At 64.9% G+C, this 19,314-nt stretch carries 18 protein-coding genes; 10 read left to right on the top strand and 8 right to left on the bottom strand.

All coding sequences use genetic code 11. The features are described 5' to 3' along the window. Positions 1–36: 36 nt before the first annotated feature. The 6 genes from BLU29_RS09470 to BLU29_RS09495 all read left to right on the top strand — a co-directional run bounded on the left by BLU29_RS09470 (position 37) and on the right by BLU29_RS09495 (position 5,089). A complete protein-coding gene (locus BLU29_RS09470) occupies positions 37–138 on the top strand; it encodes an AURKAIP1/COX24 domain-containing protein (RefSeq protein ID WP_083270211.1) in 102 nt (33 codons plus the stop codon). 278 nt (positions 139–416) lie between these two features. After that, positions 417–1,457, top strand: coding sequence for a hypothetical protein (locus tag BLU29_RS09475; protein ID WP_091057113.1), 1,041 nt, complete (start codon positions 417–419; stop codon positions 1,455–1,457). Next, positions 1,432–2,064 (top strand): hypothetical protein, encoded by a 633-nt coding sequence (locus tag BLU29_RS09480; protein ID WP_157693755.1) that lies wholly within the window; start codon positions 1,432–1,434, stop codon positions 2,062–2,064. Before BLU29_RS09475 ends, BLU29_RS09480 begins: the two co-directional genes overlap by 26 nt. After that, complete coding sequence (pilO, locus tag BLU29_RS09485) at positions 2,064–2,618, top strand: type 4a pilus biogenesis protein PilO (protein WP_091057119.1); 555 nt, start codon at positions 2,064–2,066, stop codon at positions 2,616–2,618. Before BLU29_RS09480 ends, pilO begins: the two co-directional genes overlap by 1 nt. After that, positions 2,615–3,124 carry a hypothetical protein gene (locus tag BLU29_RS09490; RefSeq protein ID WP_091057121.1) on the top strand — a complete coding sequence of 170 codons (510 nt, stop codon included), beginning with the start codon at positions 2,615–2,617 and terminating at the stop codon, positions 3,122–3,124. Before pilO ends, BLU29_RS09490 begins: the two co-directional genes overlap by 4 nt. Positions 3,125–3,136: 12 nt before the next feature. Continuing rightward, the gene (locus BLU29_RS09495; protein WP_091057123.1) at positions 3,137–5,089 is read left to right on the top strand and encodes a secretin N-terminal domain-containing protein; all 1,953 of its coding nucleotides are present in this window, start codon (positions 3,137–3,139) and stop codon (positions 5,087–5,089) included. A gap of 65 nt (positions 5,090–5,154) precedes the next feature. On the opposite strand, the gene BLU29_RS09500 is transcribed toward BLU29_RS09495, so the two are convergent. Further along, positions 5,155–5,769, bottom strand: a complete 615-nt coding sequence (locus tag BLU29_RS09500; RefSeq protein ID WP_091057125.1) for a CPBP family intramembrane glutamic endopeptidase — start codon at positions 5,767–5,769, stop codon at positions 5,155–5,157. A 92-nt stretch (positions 5,770–5,861) separates the two neighbouring features. Here BLU29_RS09500 and BLU29_RS09505 point away from each other — a divergent pair, with 92 nt between their 5' ends. From BLU29_RS09505 to BLU29_RS09515, 3 genes are read left to right on the top strand one after another with little or no spacing between them, the layout of a single operon-like run. After that, positions 5,862–6,905, top strand: a complete 1,044-nt coding sequence (locus tag BLU29_RS09505; RefSeq protein WP_231962207.1) for a polyprenyl synthetase family protein — start codon at positions 5,862–5,864, stop codon at positions 6,903–6,905. A gap of 48 nt (positions 6,906–6,953) precedes the next feature. Then, positions 6,954–7,586, top strand: a complete 633-nt coding sequence (locus BLU29_RS09510) for a sigma-70 family RNA polymerase sigma factor (protein WP_091057128.1) — start codon at positions 6,954–6,956, stop codon at positions 7,584–7,586. A gap of 4 nt (positions 7,587–7,590) precedes the next feature. Next, positions 7,591–8,430: a hypothetical protein gene (locus BLU29_RS09515; RefSeq protein ID WP_091057130.1), complete on the top strand. Its 840-nt coding sequence runs from the start codon at positions 7,591–7,593 to the stop codon at positions 8,428–8,430. Between the two features lie 44 nt (positions 8,431–8,474). On the opposite strand, the gene fumC is transcribed toward BLU29_RS09515, so the two are convergent. Beyond that, positions 8,475–9,875 (bottom strand): class II fumarate hydratase, encoded by a 1,401-nt coding sequence (gene fumC, locus BLU29_RS09520; RefSeq protein ID WP_091057133.1) that lies wholly within the window; start codon positions 9,873–9,875, stop codon positions 8,475–8,477. Between the two features lie 97 nt (positions 9,876–9,972). Continuing rightward, positions 9,973–10,965: a KpsF/GutQ family sugar-phosphate isomerase gene (locus BLU29_RS09525; RefSeq protein WP_091057135.1), complete on the bottom strand. Its 993-nt coding sequence runs from the start codon at positions 10,963–10,965 to the stop codon at positions 9,973–9,975. Between the two features lie 72 nt (positions 10,966–11,037). On the opposite strand from BLU29_RS09525, the gene BLU29_RS09530 reads away from it, so the two are divergent. After that, complete coding sequence (locus tag BLU29_RS09530; protein ID WP_157693756.1) at positions 11,038–11,919, top strand: LysM peptidoglycan-binding domain-containing protein; 882 nt, start codon at positions 11,038–11,040, stop codon at positions 11,917–11,919. A 79-nt stretch (positions 11,920–11,998) separates the two neighbouring features. On the opposite strand, the gene BLU29_RS09535 is transcribed toward BLU29_RS09530, so the two are convergent. The 5 genes from BLU29_RS09535 to BLU29_RS09555 form a co-directional block, all read right to left on the bottom strand. Further along, positions 11,999–13,147 carry a PLP-dependent aspartate aminotransferase family protein gene (locus BLU29_RS09535; protein WP_091057140.1) on the bottom strand — a complete coding sequence of 383 codons (1,149 nt, stop codon included), beginning with the start codon at positions 13,145–13,147 and terminating at the stop codon, positions 11,999–12,001. Positions 13,148–13,271: 124 nt separating this feature from the next. Further along, positions 13,272–14,618, bottom strand: coding sequence for an aminotransferase class III-fold pyridoxal phosphate-dependent enzyme (locus BLU29_RS09540; RefSeq protein ID WP_091057143.1), 1,347 nt, complete (start codon positions 14,616–14,618; stop codon positions 13,272–13,274). An 81-nt stretch (positions 14,619–14,699) separates the two neighbouring features. After that, positions 14,700–16,196, bottom strand: coding sequence for an NCS1 family nucleobase:cation symporter-1 (locus BLU29_RS09545; protein WP_091057145.1), 1,497 nt, complete (start codon positions 16,194–16,196; stop codon positions 14,700–14,702). Positions 16,197–16,330: 134 nt separating this feature from the next. Beyond that, positions 16,331–17,713: a dihydropyrimidinase gene (gene hydA, locus BLU29_RS09550; RefSeq protein ID WP_091057147.1), complete on the bottom strand. Its 1,383-nt coding sequence runs from the start codon at positions 17,711–17,713 to the stop codon at positions 16,331–16,333. 109 nt (positions 17,714–17,822) lie between these two features. Then, a complete protein-coding gene (locus tag BLU29_RS09555; RefSeq protein ID WP_091057150.1) occupies positions 17,823–19,307 on the bottom strand; it encodes a CoA-acylating methylmalonate-semialdehyde dehydrogenase in 1,485 nt (494 codons plus the stop codon). Positions 19,308–19,314: the final 7 nt, after the last annotated feature.

Genomic DNA, 19,314 nt, shown 5'->3' on the forward strand with positions numbered 1-19,314 from the left:
AATCGCAGGTTGGCCGATCTAAAACCAACTTTTACCATGGGAAATCTTAAGAAGAAACGACGTCTGAAGATGTCGAAACACAAACGCCGGAAGCGCCTCAAAGCGAACCGCCACAAGAAGCGCACTTGGCAGAAATAAGCCCTTCCGCGGTTCGTAAAAGCTCGTTTTTTTTCGCAAACCCGCCGATTTGGCGGGTTTTTGCTTTTTTCAGGCCAAAATGCCTGAAAGTAAAACATTAGGGAAACTGCTTGGACCAGATGGCCCGGTAATGGTTTTCGTCTTGTCAGATGGGTAAGTGACCCATATCCAACGTGTCCTGCAAATGAGTTTTGCACGGGCTTCCTTGCGCTTCACCTAACCCGCAAAGGCCCGTAGAAACCGTAAGCACACCCTCCCACCTCCTCACTGGCACGAGCATGTTTCTCGCGAAAAAATCGAAAGGCTTTTGCGTCGAAATTGGCGAATATTCGACCCTGCTGGCGCGTTTGTCGTCGCCGGATGCGCCGTATATTGTCGAGGAGCTCAAGGAGTTTCCTGCCGCCGACACGGCGTCGATCATGGATTGGGTCAAAACCACCGAAGGCAAGGGTTCGACCGGCTACGCCCACGCGACTTGCGGAGTTTATCCGTCCAAGCGGATCATCCGGCGGCACACCCTGGACCTCAAGAAGCTCAAGGAGCCCGCTTATTTCAGCGAGATCTACACGCAGCAATTTCGCGTCGAGCCCGAGAAATACACGATCAAGGCCCTGAACCCCGACAATGGCGGCGACTACGACCTGGTCAAAGCGTCGCACAAGGAAGTGCTGTTCTGCGGCCTGCCCTCGGAGGATATCATCACGTTCCAGGAGAAGCTGCTCGAGCAGGGCGTTTACCCGGAGCGGCTGGAGCTCGGCACCCTGGCCACGCTGGGCGGCGTGGTGAACTACCTGAAGTTCAAGCAGAGCAAGGCCCCCGTCCTCCTGCTGGAGATCGGCGAGGAGTCGACCCAAAGCTTCATCGTCAGCGCCGACGGCGTGGATATTTCCCGCCCGATCTTCAGTGGCATCGCGGCCATGATCCCCGTGGTGCAGAAGGAACTCGGCCTGAAGGACGAGGAGTCGGCCAAAAAGCTCTTCTACTCAAACACCTTTGACTTCACCAGCATGGGCGGCGCGCTCGTCAAGAAGCTGCTGAAGGAACTGCAGTCCTCCATCGGCTTCTATGAGGTGCAGACCGGCCAGTCCATCGGCAGCGTGCTCTGCACCCAGCTGCCGGCCAGCCTGAGCTGGCTCGGCACCACGATGGCCGGCTCCCTCGGCGTGCCGGTGATGAAACTGGACATGCTGCCGTGGCTGGAATCCCTCAACATCAAGCTCGCCGAGGGGGTGGCCCTGAGCCAACCCGAGGAACGCTGGGTGGGCCTTTTTTCCCTGATCGCTCCTTACCAAAATGCTGTCCCTGACGAAAAAAAGTGACGAACCGGTAGTCGTCCCTCTCTGGCACACGAATTTCCGCAACTTTGAACGGTTGCCGGACACCAAGGTCGTGCGCACGACCTTCTTCGTCAACACGGCGGCGGGAGCCGTGACCATCGCCTTGCTGATGTGGCTGGGCTACGGGGAATACCGCCTGCACAGCCTTGGGGAGCAGATCGCCGCGGCCCAGCGCGAGATCGACGCGAACGCCAAGCAAAATACCGAGGCGCTCCGCCAGACCCAGATCTTCGACGACGAGGAAAAGAAACTGACCGAGGTCGAGACTTTCATGAAGGTGCCCATCCCGGTTTCCGAATACATCGAGTTGATCGGGCGGACCCTGCCCAAGGAAATTTCCATTGATATGGCCGACATCCGGCTGACCGCCGACCCGAAGAACCAGGTCTACGTGCTGCGGGGCGTGGTCGCCGGCACCCGGGATCAGGCGGCGGGCACGGCCTCCAGTTATGTCGATGTCCTCCGGACCGACAAGCGGCTCGGCTCGGTCTTCGAGCCTATCACCTTGGAGAAGCTTACCCCCGACGGCGCCACGAGTTTCATGGCCTTCGAGATTTCGTTGAAAGTCAAAACGGAGGCCAAAAAATAATGACCTCGGCCGATATCATTGCGCGCATCAAAAAGCAGCCCATCGGCTTTGCCTGTCTGCTGATCTGTCTGCTTTGCGGCGGCTGGCTCTACTATCGCAGCGGCGACATCGATCAGCAGCAGCAGACCTACGAGGCCAAGTCCGCCGAGGCGGCCAATTTCAGCTCCAACGTGGCCCTGGCCAAAAACCTGCCCGAACAGGTCGCCGAGTTGCAGGCGACCACCAAGGAACTCGACGGCCGGCTCGTCCGCGAGGGCCAGCTGGCGGTGAATCTGCAGTATTTCTACAAGCTGGAGGCGGAGAATGAGGTGAAGCTGCTGGATGTGCGGCAGAATCCGCGGCCGCGGAGCGCCAAGGCCTCCTATGTGGGCATTCCCTACAACGTGAACGTCCAGGGGCCCTACAAAAACGTCATGGCGTTCCTGCAACGCCTGGAGAAAGGCCGGCATTTGTGCCGGATCAATACCGCCAACTTCACGAAATCAGCCGGCGGCGATGCCGGGGCCACCGTCATCACCCTCTCGCTCAGCCTCGAGCTGCTCGGCCAGCCATGAAAATCAATCTCACGCGAATCATCCTCAGTGCCGGCCTGCTGCTCGCGGGTGGCTCGGTCTTTGCGACCGGTGAGACGGTCCTGAGTCCCGTCAAGCGCCAGCAGGCGCTGGACCGGGGCAAAGCGCTGGTGGCGGCCCGGGAAATAGTGCCGTCAGCCGCCAACCCGTTTTACCCGACGGCGTTCGCCGAGGCCGTTGCGGCCATGGGCCGGGCGTCCAATGCGACCGGCACGGAAGGCAGTGGTGAGACCAACCCGCGCACCGCGGCGGGTCCGCGCAACGACCACGAGCTGTTGCGGGCCATCGCCACCAGCCTGAAGCCCAGCGGCTACATCGTGCTCGGTGGCCAGCCGTCGATTTCCTTCGGTCAAAAGCGGGTTAAAGCCGGCGGCGTTTTGACAATTACCTTTGAAGGCAACCAATACACTCTAGAAATCGTCAGCATCGACCGCACCAATTTTACCCTCCGCCTGAACCGCGAGGAATTTACCCGGACCCTCAAATAAGGAACGAACTCTATGAGCACACGCACTATCCTCACCGCGCTCTTCGCCACGGCACTGACCCTGCCGGTCTTCGCTCAATCTGAACCCGCGCCGGCCGCCCCCGCGGCACCGGCCGCAACCGTCGCCCCCGCCGAGGCCAAACCCGCCGAGGCCAAGCCGGCCGCCCCCGTGGTGACGGCCGGTGCCACCGTCGAGGGCTCCGTGCCCGTCGCGACCCCCGCCAGCCGCGACAAGGACACGCTCTCGGTCGATTTCCCCGACGAGGACATCAAGACCATCCTCCGCAACGTGGCCGACCTCTTCGAGCTCAACCTCGTCGTGCCCGACACGCTGACCGGCAAGACTTCCATCAAGCTGCGCGATGTCACCTGGGAGCAGATCTTCACCGTCGTGCTCTCCCCGGTCGGCTACACCTACGTCAAGGAAGGCAACATCATCAAGATCGTCAGCAACGAGCTCCTGCAGCAGGAGCCCGGCTCGACCGAGGTCTTCATCCTCAACAACGCCAAGGCGGCGGACATCAAGCCCACCATCGACGGCCTCGTCGACGCGGCCGGCGGCGGCAAGATCGTGATCGATGCGCGCAGCAACGCGCTCGTCATCACCGAAAAGCCGTCCCGCATGAGCCGCATCCGCATCGTCATCGACCAGCTCGACAAGGCCACCGACCAGGTGATGATCGAGTCGAAGTTTGTCGAGGTGACGGACAGCGACATCCGCAACATCGGCGTGAACTGGGCCTCGCTCCAGGGCATGAAGTTCGGGGTGGGTAACATCGCCGAGTCGGTCGGCCGCAACCGCAACCAGAACTACAGCGTCGGCTCAAACACCAATAATTCCACCACCGGAAACAACGGTACGACCGCCGCCACTTCGGCTGCCAATACCACCACCTTCGTGACCACGCCGAACCTGCCGCTTAGGCCGGGTGCCACCAACCCCGGAGACGTAAGTCCGATATTCTCGACCTCCACCTTCAACCCGCAAACCGGCGCCGTCACCGGCCTCCCGTCGGCTCTTCCGGCCAACACCGGCGTGGCCAACTTCACGCCTTTTGTGGCCGGCACCCCGGGCACCCCGGCCATCCTTAACAACGCCGGCGTGGTCACCTCGCCCGCCGTTCCGGCGGTCCCCGATACCCAGGCCTCGTTCACCGCGCCCACCACGTTTAACGGCGGCAACAGCACCGGATCGAGCAGCACCAATACGATCAACAGCGCGATCAACGCGCTCGAGAACATCTCGCACGCTGGCAGCATGAGCCAGGTGACGACTGCGGTCTTCTCCGCGTCGGACTTCAACGTGATCGTCTCGGCGCTCAAGACGCAGTCCAACGTCAAGGTGATGTCGAATCCCACGGTCGTGACCCTCAACAACACCGAGGCCGTGCTGAACATCGGCCAGGAATTCCCGGTGCCGAGCTACAATTACAACAGCGAGCGCGGCACCTTCGAGGTGTCGGGCTTCGCCTACAAGCCGATCGGCATCATCCTCAAGGTCACCCCGCAGGTGAATGCCCGCGGCGTCATCAAGCTCAACCTCGAGCCCGAGGTCAGCCAGCAGAACGGTTCCACGACGTTCGGCGGCGCGGGCGGCGCCTCCATCCCGATCATTGCGACCCGCAAGGTGAAGACCCAGGTTTCGCTCAAGGATGGTTTCACCATGGGCATCGGCGGCCTTATCACCGATTCCCGGGACCACGGCGGCACCAAGGTTCCGATCCTGGGCGACATCCCGCTCCTCGGCCGCCTCTTCTCGTCGAAGAACGTCAATGATGTCTCGACCAACCTGCTGATCTTCATCACCGCCAAGACGGTCACGGCCGATGGCGGCGCCCCGGAGGATGTCTTCGATCCGCGCGCCATCTCCGCCACGGGCATGACCCGCGACGAGCTGCCCGGCTACCGCGCCCCCAAGGGCACGGATGTCTACGCACCCGCCCCGGTGGCTCCGGGCAAGAAGTAAGCGGTTAACGCTTCGTTCCTTCCTAGGCCGGCGGTTTTCCGCCGGCCTTTGCTTTTTGCCTGCGGCTACCACCAGGCGCTCACGAAACCCTGGGCGTATTTGATGGCGAAGACTCCCAGGTTTTTCACCACGTGCGCCGCCACGCACGGCAGCAGCGAGCGCGTCGGATTTCGGGGCCAAAAGCGCACGGCGTAGAACCACAGCGAGCCGGAGAAAATCGCGGCGGTGCTGAACCAGGCCTTGGCCCCGCCCTGCCACCGGAAGGTCCCGTCGCGCCATGCCCAGAAAAACGGATGCAGCAGCGCGAAAGCCAGGGAGGCGCCGACCGCGCCCGCGATCAGGGGGCCGCGGCCGCGGTTCTCCAAGACGAAATAGCCGCGGAAAATCAGCTCTTCGAGAAAGGCCGCGACCACCGTATAAAGCCCGAACAGGACGGTCATCCGGCTCTGTTGCGCCGTTAGTCCGAGCGCGTGCTCTCCCGCGGTTTCGGCCGCCAGCAGCACCAGGGCCCCGCCGGCCGCGAGGAGCAGCATGCGGCCGGTGGCCGGCGTCGCCCCCGGAAAGGCGCGGGGCTGGGCCGAGCCCGCCCGGGCGGAGCGGTAATCAACGATCCACCACTTGGCGACCACGCCCCCGGCGAGGATCATGCCGGCGAGCAGCCAGGGGTTGTCGGGTCCCATGAACTTAACGAAATGTTATCGCATCCATTCATGGCAAGACTGCCGTGCAGTATTTGTTAGCCATTTCGGACGACCCGCCTAGCTTCAGCCCGATGGCCCGCGTTGTGACGCCCCCCAGCATGCCGCTCCTGCCGCCGCGGGATTTCTCCGAGCTCTTTGAGCGCGTGGGACCGCACATGGTGGCGCTCGACCGTTTCATGCGCCGGGAGGTGGATCATTTTGAACCCGAGATCCGCGACATGGCGGCCTATTGTCTCGACATATCCGGCAAACGGTTGCGCCCGACGATGGTGTTCGTCAGCGGCTGGCAGGGCGAGGGCGTGGTGGTTGACGACTTGGTGCGGGCCGCCGGGGTGGTCGAGATGGTGCATCTCGCCACGCTGGTGCACGACGACATCATGGACCGCGCCGAGATCCGCCGCAGCCGCCGCACCGCGGCGCGGGAGTTCGGGCCCGATGCGGCCGTGCTGCTGGGTGACGCGCTCTTCTCCCAGGCCCTGCACATCGCCTCGCAGTTCCCGACGACCGAGGTCTGCCGGCTCGTGTCGGAATCCACCCGCAAGGTCTGCTCGGGTGAGATCATGCAGACCCTGCGCCGGCGCGACATCAACATCTCGCTCGCGGAATACCGGCGCATGATCGACCTGAAGACGGCCGAGCTTTTCCGGGTGTCGTGTTTCCTGGGCGCCCGCCTGTCCGGGCATGACCCGGCCTTTGCCACGGCGGCCGACGGCTTCGGCCACCACCTGGGCATCGCCTATCAGATCTATGACGACCTGGTGGATTTCGTCGGCGAGGAGCAGCGCATCGGCAAGACGCTCGGCACCGACCTGGCCACCGGCAAGCTCACGCTGCCGCTCATGCTGCTGCTCGAGCGCGTGTCGGCCGACGAGCGCGCCGCCATGGTGGCGGCCCTGCGCGGCGGCCAGCCCCTGGGCCTGTCGGCCAGCAAGCAGCGCATGCGGGAACTGGGCATCGCCGCCGGCGTGGTGTCCGCGATTGACGCGGAACTGGCGGTGGCGAGCCAAGCCCTCGCGCCCTTTGCCGGGCTGGCTCCGGTGCCCCTGATGCTCCAGCTGGGGGAAATGCTCCGGAAACAGGTCGCGGCGCTGTCGGCCACGGCCGTTTCACCATAATTTGCGTTTGCCTGGCTCCAACGTTGCTCTAGCCTGTCCATCCGCGCGATGAATCTGTCCAAGGTTTTCACCAAGGCCATCATAAGCTCCCCTGAGCGCCAGCAGGAGGCCGATGCGGATTTCTCCGTGGTGAAACAGGTGCAGGCGGGTGATGTGGCGGCTTTTGACCGGCTGATCTTGAAATACCGCGAGCGGGTCTTCGGGGTCGTTTACAACCTTACCGCCAACCGGGAGGATGCCTCCGACTTGACCCAGGACGCCTTCATCAAGGCCTTTCAGTCGATCAACCGCTTTCAGGGCCATTGCGCCTTCTTCACCTGGCTATACAAGATCGCGGTCAATACCACCCTGAGCCACCTGCGGAAGAACCGTTTGCGCAGCTTTTTCAGCTTGGAGAAGCTTCACGAGGACGGCACAAACGCCCAAATCCTTGAACAGCTGACTGATAAGAGAGGAGCCGATAGGGACACCTACCTACAGGAGCTTAAGGAAAAATTGAACGAAGCGCTCCAAAAACTGTCTATCCCACACCGAACTGTGATTACGCTTTTTGAGATCGACGGCCTCAGCCACTCCGAAATCGCCGAAGTAATGGGCTGCTCCGAAGGCACCGTCCGCTCACGGCTTCACTACGCCAAGCAGTTCCTGCAAGGCGAACTCGGCAAATATCTCCGCTCCTGAACCCATGCCCGAACTCGATCAACGCCCCCAAGTGACCATCGAGGACCTCTTGCGCCTCAAGCGCGCCGAGCGTCCCGCGGCGGAGTTCTGGACCAATTTCGAGCGTGAGCTGCGCCAGAAGCAGCTCACCGCCTTGCTGGAGAAGCGTCCGTGGTGGCAGGAACTGCCGCAGATCCTGGCCCGGCGAGCCTACCTGCCGGTGGGCGCCACCGCCATCCTCGCCTTCACTTTGGTTTCGGTGAAATTCTACGCGCCGGCCCAGCTGGCGCAGGTCCCGGTCCCGGCGGCCAATCCTTCCGTGGCCGTGGATCACGGGGTGGCGCTGCCGTCCAGTCCGGTCAGTTCCCCCTTGGTCAATCGCAGTGAATCGATCGTGTCGGTCCGGGATGAAAGCACCGGGGCGGCCTCGGTGACCGCTTCTGCGGCCACGCCAGTGGCGGGCTCCGCCGAGGTCGTCGAGCTGATGCCGCTCCTCGTGGCGCCGCAGGCCGAGAAGCCCTCCGCCCGGCTTCTCGCGAGCAACTCCGCCACGCTTGAGCAATCCGAGGTCGATTTTGCCGGTGCCGCGCTCGGCAACCGCCTGAGCGCGCCGGCCCGGGTGCAGGCCACCGCGGCGGCCGAGGAGCTGGCCTCCGTGCCGACCAACGCCGCGCGGCGCAACCATCTCCTCGCCCAGTATGGCGGCCGGCAGCTCAACCCGGAGCCGCTTCCACCCGCCGTCGTGCGCGAACGCCTGGCCCGCCGTTTGGGCGACACCGAGTCCACGGATCGGAGCAGCCGCTTCGCGCGGGACAGCGACGCCTTTGTCCGGCCCATGCCGCAGATCGTGGCCCTCCGGTTCTGACCGGAACCGCGCCCTCTTTCAGCCCGCCCCTTGGCGGGCTTTTTTCATGCCTTCAGCGAACCGGTCATGTCCTCCGGCCGCACCCAGGTGTCGAACTGTCCGGCGGTGACATAGCCGAGCTTGATCGCGGCGGCCTTCAGCGTCGTGTTTTCCTTGTGCGCCTTCTTCGCGATCTCCGCGGCCTTGGCGTAGCCGATGTGCGGATTGAGGGCCGTGACCAGCATGAGGGAGTTCTCCAGATGGCGCCGGATGATCGGTTCGTTGGCGGTGATGCCATCGGCGCATTTCTCGGCGAAGGACACGCAGGCGTCGCCGAGCAGCCGCGCACTCTGCAGCACGTTGGCGGCGATGACGGGCTTGAAGACGTTGAGCTCGAAGTGGCCGGTCGCGCCGCCAATGCCCACGGCGACGTCGTTGCCCATCACCTGGGCGCAGACCATCGTCATGGCCTCCGGCTGGGTCGGGTTGACCTTGCCGGGCATGATGGAGGAGCCGGGCTCATTGTCGGGGATGACGATCTCGCCGAGGCCCGACCGCGGGCCCGAGCTGAGCATGCGGATGTCGTTGGCGATCTTCATCAGCGACACGGCCGCGCGCTTGAGCGCGCCGGAGAGCTCGACCATGGCGTCGTGCGCCGCCAGCGCCTCGAACTTGTTGGGCGCGGTGATGAAAGGCCGGCCGGTGAGGTCGGCGATTTTCCTGGCCACCAGCACGTCGTAGCCCGCGGGGGTGTTGAGCCCGGTGCCGACCGCCGTGCCGCCGAGGGCCAGCTCGCGGATCATCTCGAGGGCGTTGCGGATGGCCCGCATGCCGTTGTCGAGTTGCTGCACGTAGCCGCTGAACTCCTGGCCGAGTGTGAGCGGCGTGGCGTCCATGAAATGGGTGCGGCCGGTCTTGACGATCTTGGCGAAGGCGGCGGACCGGGCGGCCAGGCTGTCGCGCAGGCGCTGGAGGCCGGGCAGGGTGACGGCGACGGTGACCTCGTAGGCCGCGATGTGCATCGCGGTGGGGAAGGTGTCGTTCGACGACTGGGACTTGTTCACGTCGTCGTTCGGGTTCAGCACCTTCTTCGCGTCGGTCAGCTTGCCGCCGGTCAGGACGTGGGCGCGATTGGCGATGACCTCGTTGGCGTTCATGTTGCTCTGCGTGCCGGAGCCGGTCTGCCAGATCACGAGCGGGAACTGGTCGTCGAGCTGGCCGGCCGAGATCTCGTCGCAGACGCGGGCGATGAGGTCGCGCTTCTCGGCGGGGAGCACGCCGAGCTCGTGGTTGGCCAGGGCGGCCGCCTTCTTGAGCACCGCGAAGGCGTGGATGATCTCGCGGGGCATGCTGGCCTCCGGCCCGATGCGGAAATTGTTGCGGGAGCGCTCGGTTTGGGCGCCCCAATACTTGTCGGCGGGCACCTGCACCTCGCCCATCGTGTCCGTTTCGGTGCGGAAGTTCATGGCACCGTTGAGAACAAGGCACTGGGGGAGCGGCTGCAACACGGAACGGGTGCGGGCCGGGAGGTATAATGGCCCGGCGGGGGCCTCATCATCCGGTCTACAGGATCTTCAGCTTCGGCAGGTCCTGCACGTCGATGTAGCCGGTCGGCCGGCCCTTGGCGTCGAGGGCGAACAGGTCGGAGATCTTGAACTGCTGGAAAAGCTTCAGCGCCTCCACGGCCAGCGCGTCGGCCGGCACGGTCTTGCCGCCCCGCGTCATGAAGCCGCCCACGGGTTTCCTGAGGAAATCGGCGCCGCCGTTCAACGCACTGCGGCGCAGGTCGCCGTCGGTGAAGATGCCGCTCAGCCGGCCCTTGGCGTCCACCAGCGCCACGGCGCCGGCCTTGGCCTTGGTCATGGCGAAGATGGCGGCCTGCACCGTGGTCTTGGCCTCCTTCAGCACCGGGCACGCCTCGCCGGTGCGCATGATGTCCTTCACGCGGAGCAACAGCGTCATGCCAAGCGTGCCGGCCGGGTGGTATCTGGCAAAGTCCTCGCGGGTCAGGCCGCGGCTTTCGAGCAGCACCATGGCGAGGGCGTCGCCGAGCGCGAGCGCGGCCGTGGTGCTGGCCGTCGGGGCGAGGGCGAGGGGACAGGCTTCGCGCGGCGCCGAGTAGAGCAGCCGGTAGTCCGCCCCGCGTGCCAGCTCGCTGCCGGGGGCGCCGGTCAGGGCGACGGTCTTCAGGCCGAATTTCTCGAACAGCGGCAGCAGCCGCAGCATTTCGCCGGTGGCGCCGCTGTTGCTGAGCAGGATGGCGAGGTCGCCCGCGGCGCAGAGCCCGAGATCGCCGTGCAGCGCCTGGGTCGGATCGAGGAAGCAGGAGGGGACGCCGATGCTGTTGAGCGTGCCGGTGAGTTTCTCCGCGATGTGGGCGTTCTTGCCGACGCCGGAGAAGATCACCTTGTGGCCCGCGGCGACGGCCGCCTCCACCGCCCGCACCGCGGCGACGAACTCCCGGTCGAGCACCCGGGCCGTGGCCTCCAGGGCTTCCCGCTCGATGGCGAGACATTGGCGGGCCTGGGCGAGGACGGTCTGGTCGGAGAGGGGCATCAAAAACTTGTGTTGGCGGAACGCTGGCGCAAACCTAGCGGTCGCGTATCCTCGTTCAATTCATTTCCACCCGTGCGACTCCCTGCCCTCCGTCTTGCCCGCCTGCTGCGCCCGTTGCTGGGCTTGGCGGCGCTGTGGCTGGCCGGGTGTTCGGACAGTGACCGGGTGAGAACCGCCACCGAGATCGACGAGCCCGGCTACCGCGAGGGGCAGGCGCTGCTCAAGAGCGGCCGCCGGCAGGAGGCGCTGTCGGCGTTCCTGAAGGTCGTCGATTTGCGCGGGGACGATGCCCCGGAGTCGCACCTCGAGATCGGCCTGCTCTACGCGCAGCACATCAACGACCCGCTCTCCGCCATCTACCATTTCCGGAAATACCTCGCGCTCCGGCCCAACAGCCCGCAGGCCCCGCTGGTCCGGCAACGCATCGATGCGGCCACCCGCGAATTTGCCCGCACTTTGCCGGCCCAGCCGTTGGAAAACCAGCTGCAGCGCGTCGATCTCGTGGCCACGCTCGACAAGCTCAAGCAGGAGAACGAGGCCCTCAAGCAGGAGCTGGCCGACGTGAAGGCCGGCCGCAATGCCGTGGCCGCGTCCGACTTCGACGGCCCGGCTGCGCCGGCGAAGGCCGGTCCCGCGGCCCCGCCCAGTCTCAGCTTCAATGTGGAGACGATCCCCACGGTCCGCACGCGGCCGGTCGCACCGCCTGCGACGGTCCGTCCGCCGGCGCCCACACCCGCGCGCCCCACCGTCGCCGCGCAGACGCCGGTGCCCACGGCATCGAAACCCACGGCCGCCGGGCGCACGCACACCGTGCAGAAGGGGGACACGCTTTCGAAGATTTCGCAGCAATACTACGGCAATCGCACCCGGGTGAAAGACCTCTATGCGGCCAACCGCGGTGTGATGAAAAGCGAGACCGACTTGAAAATCGGGGTGGTGCTGAAGATTCCCTGATTGGGTGTAGGAGCGGGTTTACCCCGCGACACGAAGGCGGTGACGCTTGCGAATCGCGGCGTAAAGCCGCTCCTACAGTTCAAGAGCCGCCGGCCAGCGCCTGCTCGAGGTCGGCAATCAAGTCACCGGCATCCTCGAGGCCCACGGACAGGCGCAGCAAGTCCGCCGGCACGGGGCTGGTCGGGCCTTCGACACTGGCGCGGTGCTCGATGAGACTTTCGACACCGCCGAGGGAGGTGGCGCGTTTCCACAGGCGCACTTTCGCCGCGACCGCGATGGCCGCCGCCTCGCCGGCCTTCACCCGCAGGGAAAGCATGCCGCCGAAACCGCCGGACATTTCCCGCGCCGCCACGGCATGGCCTTGGGCCGCCGGCAGCCCGGGGTAGAGGACCGCCGTGATCTTCGGGTGCTTGGCGAAATGCTCCGCGATCTGCTGCGCGCCGCGGCTGGCGGCGGAGACGCGCACGAACAGGGTCCGCATGCCGCGCAGCAGCAGCCAGGCTTCGAACGAACCCAGCACCGCCCCCATGTCGTGGCGGATGGCTTTGAGTCTTTTCCAACCATCGTCGTCCTTGGCCGTCACCAATGCGCCGGCGATGACGTCGGAGTGACCGTTCAGGTATTTGGTGGCGGCGTGCATCACGAGGTCCGCGCCGAGCGTGAGCGGCCGGGTGAGCACCGGGGTGGCGACGGTCGAGTCAACGGCGAGCCGGGCGCCGGCCTGATGGGCCAGCCTGGCCGTGGCCGCGATGTCGGTGATCACCCAGGTGGGATTGGCGGGCGTCTCGATCCAGACGAGCTTGGTCTTGCCCGGCCGCAGGGCTTTCGCGAGGGCGGCCTGGTCGGTGGTGTCGACCAGCTCGACGTCGAGGCCCCAGTCCTTGGCGAAACCCTGCAGCCAGCTGCGCAGGCCCCAATACATCACCTTCGGCGCGACCACATGGTCGCCAGGCTTGAGCGCCAGGAAAACCGCCGTGGCCGCCGCCATGCCCGAGCCGAACAGCATGGCGCCCGAGCCCTGTTCGAGATGATTCAACAACGCTTCCGCCTGGTCGAAGGACGGGTTGTCGGCGCGAATGTAGCCGCGGCCGGAGCGATACTGGTTGTCCTCGTCGCGGAGATAGGTCGTCGACGTGTGGATGGCGGGCGAGACGGCGCGCGTCTTCTCGTCCACCCAGCCGAGGGCCTGGGCGGCGGCACTGGCCGGCTTGATTTGCTTGGGGTCCATGCCACCAGCAAACCCCAAAGAGCTACGGCTGCAAAGCCGCAATTGCTTGTGCGGTTGTGCTGTAGGGGCGTGGCTTGACCACGCCCGGGCGCCGACAAGCGGCGCCCCTACAACGATAAGGCCCTCAGGCCGGCACGGCGCCGATCGATTCGTCGAGGACGGCGAGCAGAAAGTCGGCGTCGGCCTTCATGATGTTCATCGGCGGGGCGAAACGGATGGTCTGGCCCCACAGGCCGCCCTTGCCGAGGAGAAGGCCGAGTTCGCGGGCGTTCTCGACCGCCTGGGCGCAACCTTCCTTGTTCGGTTCCTTGGTGGCGCGGTCCTTCACGAATTCGATGCCAAGCATCAGGCCGCGGCCGCGAACGTCGCCGATGATCTGGTATTTCGCCTTCAGCTTGTTCAGCCCGGCGAGGATGTAGTTGCCGAGCTCGAGGCAATTGGCCTGCGTCTTCTCCTGGTCGATGACCTCGAGGACGGCCTTACCGATGGCGGAGACGACAGGGTTGCCGCCGAAAGTGTTGAAATGGACCTTCTGCGCCATGACGGCGGCGATCTTCGGCGTGGTGACGACGGCCGCGAGCGGCGCACCGTTGCCGATGCCCTTGGCCATGGTGACGATGTCGGGGATGACACCCTGCGTCTCGAAGCCCCAGTAGTGCGAGCCAGTGCGGCCGAAGCCGGTCTGCACCTCGTCGGCGATGCACACGCCGCCGGCGGCGCGCACGTGCTCGTAGGTGTGCTTCAGGTAGCCTGGCGGAAACTCGACGAAGCCGCCGACGCCCTGGATGGACTCGGCGATGAACGCCGCGACCTTGCCCGGGGTGGTGTATTCGATGACCTGCTTGACGTCCTCGGCGTATTTGCGGCCGGCGTCCGGGTCGTCGTAGCCGAAGTGCCCGCGATACGGGTAGGGGGCGACGGCGTGGTGCACGCCGAAGCTGTGCGGCGTGTTGAATTTCCAGGAGCTGTGTGCGGTGACGCCCATGCCGGCCGCGTTGCCGCCGTGGTAGGCGTTGCGCAGGGCGATGACGTCGTAGTTGCCCGTGGACAGCCGCGCCATGAGCAGCGCAAGGTCGTTGGCCTCGGAGCCGGAGTTGACGAAGTAGCAGACCTTGAGGTCGCCCGGCATCTTCGACGCGAGCTTCTCCGCGAACGCGCCGATGTTCGGGTTGAGGTAGATGGTGGTGGAATGCTGCAGCACCTTGTTCTGCGCGTTCATCGCTTGGAGCACATGCGGATGGCAGTGGCCGACGCTGACGGTCACGATGCCGCCGAGGCCGTCGAGGTAGCGCTTGCCGGTGGAGTCCCACACATACTGCATCTTGCCCTCGACGATCATGATGGGCTGCTTGTAGTAGAGGAAGAGGCCCGGGTTGAGGAACTGCTTGCGCTGGGCGAGCACCGAGTCGAGCGCAGGACCGGCATAGGGCGCAGGCGTGTGGCTGGTGGGTGGAAGGGGAATGGTCTTCATAAAGTGAGGCAGGAAATGAATGTGGAACTCAGGGATTCAGAAATAAACAGGAAAATCTTCCTGATTTCCAGCTTTCCACATTCAAGAGTTTGGGGCGATTTTTCTGAGCCCCAGGTAGACGGTGAAGGCGAGGCCGAAGCCCACGAACCAGGCGTAATTGTAGAGGCCGAGCAGGAAGGGCGACAGGCCCGTGCCGTCGATGGCGTGCACCTGGGCGAGGAAGCCCGGCAGGGCCGGGAGCACGGCGACGATGAGCGCAATGAGGGCCACGGTGCTGAAACCATTGGTGTAACTGTGCCGGCCGTGCGGATCGTAGAGCGCCGTGAGGTCGAGTTCCCGGCCGCGGATGACGAAGTAGTCGGCGATCATGATGCCCCCGATGGGCCCGAGCAGCGCGCTGTAGCCGATGAGCCAGGTGAAGATATAGCCGCTCGGATCGGCGACGAGTTTCCACGGCATCATCAGGATGCCGACGACGCCCGTGATGAAGCCGCCCACGCGGAAAGAAATCCGGCGCGGCGCGAGGTGGGCAAAGTCGTTGGCCGGCGAGACGACGTTGGCGGCGATGTTGGTCGCCAGCGTGGCGAGGCAAAGCGCGACCATGGCCAGGAGGAGCACGGCGGGGTTCTTGAAGCGCGTGAGCACGTCCACCGGATCCCAGATGGTGGTGCCGTAGATGATCGTGGTGGCGGAGGTGACCGCTACGCCGATGAAGGAATACAGCGCCATCGTCAGCGGCAGGCCCAGCGCTTGACCGACGATTTGGTCGCGCTGGGTGTGCGCGTAGCGGGAGAAGTCCGGGATGTTGAGCGAGAGTGTCGCCCAGAAACCGATCATGCCGGTGAGGGCGGGGAAGAAGAAGCCCCAGAACTGCCCCGCCTTGGCCTGGCCGGCGTCGAACGCGGACGGTTGCGAAAGGATCGGGCCGAAACCGCCGGCGTTCTGCCAGGCCCAGCCGAGCAGGAGCAGGCCGAGCGCGATCAGCAGCGGGGCCTTGATGTTCAGGAGCAGCCGGATCGAGTCGATGCCCCGGTAGACGACGGCCATGTTGATGGCCCAGAAAAACAGGAAGCTGCCGAACTGGACGGCGGTGATGCCGAGCAGGGGCAGCGGGGTGCCGCCGGCGAGCGACGGGATGAAGATGGCGAGGATCTTGTGGATGGCCTCGCCGCCGATCCACGTCTGGATGCCGAACCAGCCGCAGGCGACGAGTGCGCGGAGCAGGGCGGGAATGTTGGCGCCGCGCGTGCCAAAAGAGGCGCGGCAGAGCACGGGGAAGGGGATGCCGTATTTGGTGCCGGCGTGGGCGTTGAGCACCATCGGCACCAGCACGATCAGGTTGCCGAGGAAGATCGTGAGCACGGCCTCCCACCAGTTCATGCCGCCGCCGATGAGCGATGAGGCGAGCATGTAGGTCGGGATGCACGCCGACATCGAGATCCAGAGCGCCGCGAAGCTCAGCACGCCCCACTTGCGCCGCGACGGCGGCACCGGCGCGAGATCCTCGTTGTAGAGGTAGCTGACTTGGATATCGACCTGGACGTCCGGGGCGTTGGCGGTGAGCGAGGGCGTGGCCATCAGCGGAGTTAAGAGTTGCGAGGTGAGAGTGGAGAAAGGCGACAAGGCATGGATGGCCACAAAGAGGCGCAAAAGGACACAAAAACGATCCGCCGCCTGGTATTATTTTTGTGCATTCTTGTGCCTTTTCGCGGCTAAAAGTGGCTTGGAGTTCTTTTCAGGAACTGGCCGCGGCCGAGCGTGCCGCAGAACCGGCCGTTCTGCGCGGCGATCTGGCCGCGGACGGTCACTACGCTGGCCCGGCCTTCCAGCTTCCAGCCCTCGAAGGCACTGTAATCGACGTTCATCGTCTGAGTCTTTGCAGAAATCGTGCCGCGGTAGTCGGGGTCGAAGACCACGAGGTCGGCGTCGGCGCCGGGTTGGATGCAGCCCTTGCGCGGGAACAGGTCAAAAAGCTTGGCGACCTGCGTGCTGGCGACGTTGACGAAGGTGTGCAGGTCGATCTTCCCGGTCTTCACGCCGTGCGTGTAGAGCAGGTTGATGCGCTCCTCGAGCGAGGGGATGCCGTTGGGAATCTTCGTGAAATCGGCCTTGCCCATCGGTTTTTGCTTCTCGAAGTCGAAGGGCGCGTGGTCGGTGGCGACGGTCTGGATCAGGCCGTCCCGCAGGCCGTTCCAGAGCACGTTTTGGTTGCGGGCGTCGCGCAGCGGCGGGGACATGACGAACTTGGCTCCCTCGAAGTTGGGCTTCTCGGCGTAGGTCTTGTCGAGCGTGAGGTATTGGATGAGCGTCTCGACGCCGACGCGGACCCCGCGCTGGCGGGCGGCCACCGCCTGATCGAGCGCCTCCTTGCAGCTGAGGTGGACGATGTAGGTCGCGGCGCCGGTCAGCTCGGCGAAGGTCATCAGGTGGTGCACGCCCTCGGCCTCGACCGCCGGCGGGCGGCTCTCGTGGTGCTGGCCGGGGTCGGTCTTGCCGGCGGCGAGCAGTTCCTTGCAGCGCTCGGCGACGAGGGTCTCGTTCTCGCAGTGGGCGGTGACGATGACGCCGAGCTCCTTGGCGAGCTTGAGCGTCCGGTAGAGCTCCGTATCGTCGACGCCGAACGCGCCCTTGTAGGCGAGGAAGATTTTGAAGGACGCGATGCCGCGCCTCACGATCTCGCGCAGCTGGGCCGCGGTGCCGCCGTCGAATTTGGTCACGCCCATGTGGAACGTGAAATCGCAGGCCGCCTTGCCGACGGCCTGGCTCATCCACAGCTCGAAGCTCTTGAGCGCGTCGTCGGCGCGGGCCGGGCAGCACATCTCGATCAGTGTCGTCGTGCCGCCGACGAGCGCGGCCTTCGAGCCGGTCTCGTAGGTGTCCTTGGAGAACGTGCCCATGAACGGCAGGTAGATGTGCACGTGCGGATCGATGAAGCCCGGGAAGACGTATTTGCCCTTGGCGTCGACGATCTCGGCGCCGGCGGGCGCGACAATGTTCTTGTCGATCCTGGTGATCGTCTCGCCTTCGCAGTAGATATCCGCGGTGTAGCGGCTATCCGCGGTTATTATCTCACCGTTTTTTATTAGGAGACTCATGGGAGATTCAGATCAAGGCAGGTCACCACGAAATACACCAAATACACGAAAGTCGGGATTCATGAAATTTAGTGTGTTTCGTGTATTTCGTGGTGAGAATGTTTGGTTCTTACTTCTTCCAGACGTCGCCGACGTCGCCACCGAACCAGCGGGACGAGACGACCTTTTGCTGGGTGTAGAACTGGATGCTTTCCTTCCCCTGGATATGAAGGTCGCCGTAGAAGGAGTCGTCCCAGCCGGTGAAGGGGAACATCGCCATCGTCGCGGGGACGCCGACGTTGACGCCGACCATGCCGGCCTTGACGCGCATCGTGAACTCACGGGCCGCGCGGCCGTTGTTGGTGAAGATCGCGGCGCCGTTGCCGAAGGCGGACTGGTTCGCCTGTTCGATGGCGGCATCAAGGTCGTCCATGCGCATGACGTTCAGCACGGGGCCGAAGACCTCCTCCTTGGCGAGAGTCATGTTGTTCTGCACACCGTCGACGACGGTGGCGCCGACGTAGAAGCCCTTCGGGGCGGCGGCCACCTTCACGCCGCGGCCGTCGGCGATGATCTTGGCGCCCTCTTTCTCGCCGGTGGCGAGGAGGCTGAGCACGCGGTCGCGGTGCTGGCCGGTGATGACGGGGCCCATGTCCGGCTGCGCAGCGCGGTCGGTGGGGCCGACCTTGATGGCGTTGGCGGCCTTCACCAGCTCGGGCAGCACGCGATCGGCCGCGGCGCCGACGGCGAGAGCGGTCGAACCGGCCATGCAGCGTTCGCCCGCGCAACCGAAGGCGGCGGTGGCAAGGTTCTCGACCGTCTTGCCGACGTCGGCGTCCGGCATGACAACGATATAGTTCTTCGCCCCGCCGTTGGCCTGGACCCGTTTGCCGTGCTTGGTGCCGGTGTCGTAGATGTATTTGGCGATGGGCGTGGAGCCGACAAAGGAGATGGCCCGCACCTTCGGGTGGGTGAGCAGGGCGTCGACCGCGGCGCGGCCGCCGTGGACGATGTTGAACACACCCTTGGGCAGGCCGGCCTGCTCGAGCAGCTGGCCAAGCAGCACGGCGCTGAGCGGGACCTTCTCGCTCGGCTTGAGGACGAAGGTGTTGCCGCAGGCGATGGCCGTGGGATACATCCACAGCGGCACCATCGCGGGGAAGTTGAACGGCGTGATGCCGACGCAGACGCCCAGCGGCAGGTTGATGGTGTCGCAGTCCACGCCGCGGGCGATGTTCCGCAGCGAGTCGCCGAAGAGCAGGGTGGGGATGCCGCAGGCGTATTCGATGTTCTCGAGGCCGCGGAAGATCGAGCCGCGCGCCTCGGCATTCGTCTTGCCGTGCTCGCGCGAAACGGTCTGGCAAAGCTGGTCGAAGTTGGCCTCGACCAGCTGGCGGTATTTGAAGAACACGCGGGCGCGCTCGACCGGCGGGGTGTCGCGCCAGGCCGGGAACGCCGCCTGTGCGGCCTCGACGGCGGCGTTGACCTCGGTCGTGCCGCCAGCCGGGCACTCGGCGATGACGTCGCCGGTGGAAGGATTAAAGACGGGCGTGCCGGGGATCTTCGGGGTGAGCCATTCGCCGGCGATGTAGAGGGGACAAGGAGAAAGAGGCATGGTCGGC

The organism is Opitutus sp. GAS368 (genome assembly GCF_900104925.1).
Lineage (GTDB): Bacteria > Verrucomicrobiota > Verrucomicrobiia > Opitutales > Opitutaceae > Lacunisphaera.